We start from the raw sequence: 5,068 nt of genomic DNA on the forward strand, positions 1-5,068 counted from the left end.
ATTGGATCAAGACTATCAAGAACTTCGTTAATCCATTCACTTTGAGCGGCAACTTCGTCAAGCGTAATAGTAGGCAAAGTCTCATCAAGATGGTCGATACGCAAGCGAATAACCGGAGCTGTTCTCGTTCCAGCTAGTTCAACATCAACAATATCAATGCCTCTTGGCGTAGCTGCTTCTTCCAAAGCCTTGAGCAAGGTTGTCTGAATATCTTCTAAGCTCACGTGCACTCCTCACCACACAGCATATAACCGATTCATATTAAAAGGAAGCAAGGTCGAAAAACCTTACTTCCTTACAAAAGTCAAAATAACTTACGTTCAGTGTAACACAACAAACGTATCACCACAACATATGCACGTTTACATACAGCACGCACGCAAACGCAGCACAAAAGCACTCAGACAATAAACGCAAGATGGGTTCAACCATGGAAAAACTAGCAAGCAACAATGTTTACCAATTTATGAGGAATCACAATTACTTTTTTCACCGTTTTTCCTTCAAGCTGAGCGGCAACACTTTCAAGAGCTGCTTGTTGGATAACCTCAGAAGAAGCATCAGCATCAACTTCTACATGGCCACGCACTTTACCTTGGATTTGAACAACAATTTCGATGCGAGATTGTTTTGTACGTGCTTCATCAAACTCAGGCCAAGACGCATCATAAATCGAATCAAAGGGCTTTGAAGTATCAACAAATGCCTGCTGGTAAATTTCTTCAGCCCAATGTGGACACACAGGAGCAAGCAGCAAAACAATGTCATGCGCCAAACGCAGGGCAAGATGAGGATTAAGTGTTTCGTGTTGATCTACATAACACTTAGACGCAGCGTTAACCAACTCCATAACTGCAGAAATAGCAGTATTAAATTGATTTTTATCAAAGTCACGTGTGCATTTAAGACCAAGCGTATGAAGCGCGCGAACAAGCTCTTGCTCGGCGTGAGTAAGATTTGCGTGCTCTAAAGCAGAATCGTTAGGAACTATGGTTGTGCTAAGACCTGCATCGCGTGCAGCAAAAATAAATTGCCAAGCAAGACGCCATGCACGCTTGAGAAAACGATTAGTGCCTTGGACAACTTCGGTATCCCAATCGAAATCTTTCTCGGGCGGCGCAATAAACAAAATTGCCAAACGCAAGGTATCAGCACCAAATGGTTCAATAACACTTGAAGGTGGTACAACGTTACCCTTAGATTTGCTCATCGTATCGCCATGTTCATCGCGAACCATACCTTGGCACAAAAGATTGGTAAACGGCTCGTCGATTGAACACAAGCCTAAATCGCGCATAACTTTTGTCCAAAAACGTGAATACAAAAGATGCAAAATAGCGTGCTCGATACCACCAATATAGTTATCTACCGGCATAAAACGCTCAACGGCTTCTTTTGAGAAAGGAAGCTCAGTATTATGAGGGTCACAATACCTTAAGAAATACCAGCTTGAACAGGTAAACGTATCCATCGTATCAGTAATGCGTCGAGCAGGCTTTCCGCATTTTGGACAGGTAGTTTCATAGAATTCTTTTGAATCAGCAAGCGTTTGGCCATTCTCAAGATTTAAGTGTTTAGGCAATAAAACAGGCAAATCTTTAAGCGGAACCGCAACATCACCACATGCGTCACAATGAATCATAGGAATTGGATTTCCCCAATAACGCTGACGAGAAATAAGCCAGTCACGCAGGCGATATTGAACGGTCTTACGAGCGCAACCCTTGTTGGTAAGATACTCGGTAATAGCTTGCTCGGCTTGAGAATGCTTACCACCCTTCATTCCCGTAAAGGGACCCGATTGCACAAGATAACCCTGAGCTTCCATTGCTTGATCCCACGTGACATGGCGCACTTTAAGCTCTTTTTCATTACACAGCTCGTTGTAGAGGTCGTCATCTTGAGAGCAAATGATAGGCGCAATCTCAAGATTATATTTTTGAGCAAAATCAAAATCGCGCTGGTCACCGCATGGAACACCCATAACAGCACCAGTTCCATAATCACTTAAGACATAATCGGCAATCCAAATAGGTACCAGGCGATTATTAACAGGATTAAGGGCATATCGACCGGTAAATACGCCATTCTTTTCGCGGTGAGATCCTTGACGATCAACAGCAGAAATTTTTTCGGTAGCAGCTTTAAGTTTTAGAAATTCCTCTTCGTGAGCAGTTCCTTGAACTAATTTTGCAGCAACTTCACTTTCGGGAGGAAGCACCAAAAACGATACACCATAAATCGTATCTGCACGCGTGGTAAATACCGTAAGTTTTTCGAGCTCACCCAAAGAAGAACGCTGTTCATCGGTGATAAATTCCGTCTCTTTGCTCACAAGCTTGTCGCTATCGCAGGCGGCAAGAACAGAAAAATCAATCTCGGTACCAACAGAGCGGCCAATCCAATTTCTTTGTTGAGAAATAACGTTTTCTGGCCAGCCAGTAAGCGTATCAAGGTCATCAAGAAGCTCTTGAGCATAAGCGGTAATTTTAAAATACCATTGTGAAAGCTTCTTTTTTTGGCTGATTGTATCGCAGCGCCAGCATCTTCCGTTGATAACCTGCTCATTAGCAAGAACGGTTTTACAAACAGGGCACCAATTTACTAAGGAATTTCCACGATAGACTAATCCCTTTTCCCACATTTTAATAAACATCCACTGACCCCAGGTGTAATAACTTGGGTCGCAGGTGTTAAACATGCGTTGGTAATCATACGAAAATCCCATGCGCTTCATGGTAGAAATTGCCTGGTTGATATTAGCATATGTCCACGTAGAGGGCTCGGTATGATGCTTGATAGCAGCGTTTTCTGCAGGTAGACCAAACGCATCAAAACCCATAGGATGCAATACATCAAATCCACGCATACGCGCTTGTCGAGCCATTACATCGCCTATGGTGTAATTGCGTGCGTGCCCCATGTGAAGATCACCAGAAGGATAAGGGAACATCTCAAGCACATATTTCTTAGGACAATCTTTTTTTGAATCTGTAGCAAAGCTATTGTTTTGCTCCCAAACATTTTGCCATTTTGTTTCGATCTGTGCTGCGTTGTAAACAGGAATCTCGTGTGCAGTCTGAGAATTTTGTGACATAGAGGCTCTCCCTACCTAAAGTTCATATCGGAATTTGAGTCTTTTAACATAACATCGTGCGCGCCACCTTCTACCAAAGACGTAGCAGAAACGCGCGTAATACGTGCTTTATCACGAAGTTCAGCAAGCGTTAGTGCACCACAGTTACACATGGTAGAACGTACTTTTGTAAGCGATCCTTCAACGTTATCTTTAAGTGGTCCAGCATAAGGAACGTATGAATCAACGCCTTCAACAAATGACAGAGCTTTCTTTTTACCGCCTAAATCGTAACGCGCCCAGTTGCGTGCACGAGCAGAGCCTTCGCCCCAATACTCTTTAACATAGGATCCGTTTACGTTAAGACGACGTGTTGGGCTTTCATCAAAACGTGCAAAATAACGACCCAACATAAGGAAGTCGGCACCCATCGCAAGAGCGAGTGTCATGTGATAATCGTAGACAATACCACCGTCAGAACATACAGGAACATACACACCTGTTTGCTCATAATACTCATCGCGAGCACGACAAACATCGATCAAGGCAGAAGCTTGACCACGGCCAATACCTTTTTGCTCACGTGTAATGCAAATTGAACCGCCACCGATTCCAACTTTAACAAAATCAGCGCCACAATCAGCAAGATATCTAAATCCAGCAGCGTCAACAACATTTCCAGCACCAACTTTTACACTGGTACCATAGTGCTCGCGAATCCAATCAATAGTGAGCTTTTGCCATTCAGAGAAACCTTCAGATGAATCAATGCACAATACATCTGCCCCAGCGTCTATAAGCAAAGGTACACGCTGTGCATAGTCGCGTGTATTAATACCTGCACCAACGATATAGCGTTTGTGCTCGTCAAGCAATTCATCTGGACGAGATTTATGAGAATCATAATCCTTACGAAATACCAAAGAAACAAGATTACCGTTATCATCAACAATGGGAAGCTGATTAACTTTTTGCTCCCAGATAATATCGTTACACTCTTTAAGCGAAGTAGACGCATTTGCGGTTATACACTCTGATGCTGCTGTCATAAATTCACGCACAGGCTTTTGTGGTTCATCACGAGACACACGATAATCACGAGATGTGACAATACCGCAGAATTTACCAGTAGGAGTACCATCTTCGGTAACAGGCATGGTGGTATGACCAGTACGCTCTTTAAGCTCTAAAACATCAGCAAGCGTCATATCAGGAGTTAGCGTAGAATCAGAAATGACAAAACCAGCTTTGTAACTTTTAACCTCACGTACCATTTGCGCTTCATTCTCGGGACTTTGAGAACCGTAAATAAAAGAAATGCCCCCTTCTTGCGCAAGTGCAATAGCAAGACGAGGGCCAGAAACGGCCTGCATTATAGCTGAAACCATAGGAATATGCATGGTAATAGAAGGCTTTTCACCTTTTGCATAGCGTACAAGAGGTGTCTCGAGCGAAACATTAGACGGAATGTTTTTACTTGAGGAATATCCTGGTACCAGCAAATACTCCGAAAATGTATGCGATTCTTCCTCAAAAAATTTAGCCATCCCAATCTCCTTTGGCTCGACATCCTGTACTGTAATATATACCGCTTGAAACGATACATGTGTTGCTCTTTGCGTTGTGTGTTGTTGATAAGATAAACAACACATCCGCTTATACCTTAAATTGTATAGATTGTAGCACCTTTGCAAACCTTTGCAATTTATATGTTCTGTGTTCCTTCACTCATCACTTGATCAAAATTAACTGCAATATCATGTTTGGTAGGCACCCATTCAACTTTTTTGAACAAAGCAGCAACCGTAATTGGAATATAGGTCATCATAAAAAGCGGAAACGTAAACATATTTGCAATAACACGCCACCTCTTATGTGAATGAATGTGTTTTCTCTCAGAAATAGTTGTAATAACTCCCAAGACAAAAAACGTTATATACATTGATAAAAATGTAACAAAAAGTGAAGCTATACACATAGCGAGTTCAGCAG

Annotated in this window: 2 protein-coding genes and 2 pseudogenes; all 4 read right to left on the bottom strand. The window is 42.4% G+C overall.

Annotated features, from left to right (window positions below):
* Positions 1-224: pseudogene (locus AC5GD6_RS05950) on the bottom strand (ribosome maturation factor RimP); the annotation flags it as partial.
* Positions 225-439: 215 nt separating this feature from the next.
* Positions 440-3,097 carry a leucine--tRNA ligase gene (gene leuS, locus AC5GD6_RS05955; RefSeq protein WP_491846458.1) on the bottom strand — a complete coding sequence of 886 codons (2,658 nt, stop codon included), beginning with the start codon at positions 3,095-3,097 and terminating at the stop codon, positions 440-442.
* 11 nt (positions 3,098-3,108) lie between these two features.
* The gene (locus AC5GD6_RS05960) at positions 3,109-4,623 is read right to left on the bottom strand and encodes an IMP dehydrogenase (protein ID WP_048596508.1); all 1,515 of its coding nucleotides are present in this window, start codon (positions 4,621-4,623) and stop codon (positions 3,109-3,111) included.
* 158 nt (positions 4,624-4,781) lie between these two features.
* Positions 4,782-5,068 (bottom strand): annotated as a pseudogene (locus AC5GD6_RS05965) (N-acetylglucosaminyltransferase); the annotation flags it as partial.

Source organism: Fannyhessea sp. (assembly GCF_986145555.1).